The 382-nt window shown below is 41.9% G+C and carries 1 protein-coding gene; it reads left to right on the forward strand.

The window, feature by feature from the left end:
* A partial coding sequence (locus ACYVRH_RS15040; protein WP_461257659.1) for a hypothetical protein occupies window positions 1–182 on the forward strand: 182 nt, incomplete at its 5' end.
* Between the last annotated feature and the right edge of the window lie 200 nt (window positions 183–382).

A 382-nucleotide genomic window follows, 5' to 3' on the forward strand; every position in this document is an offset into this window, starting at 1 on the left:
AAAATTTCCGGCACCGCTTTTCTGGTTTTATAAATACTCCGGTACAGAAAGACGAAATTGAGGATCCTCCAATTTTTGACAAAAATGGTGAATTTCTGATACCGCCTAAAAACACAAAGCCTGCAAGAGCGAACGCTCCGGGGCGCATGCCCCGGAAAAGAAAAGAAGGATACAACGCATGATGACTCCTATTCACGGCGCGGCAAAAGAGGCGGCAAGGGTAAAATCAAAGAATTGAAAACCGCCACGAACAAACTAACAAATAAGGAGATTAAAACTATGGCAAAAGAACATGCGCCGGAATTTTCAAAACCGCTGACATTGGAAGAAGCAACGAAGTTTTTAGGTTATACACGTTCATATATTTACAAACTTGTGCATC

The sequence above is a fragment of the Treponema sp. R80B11-R83G3 genome, from assembly GCF_054786115.1.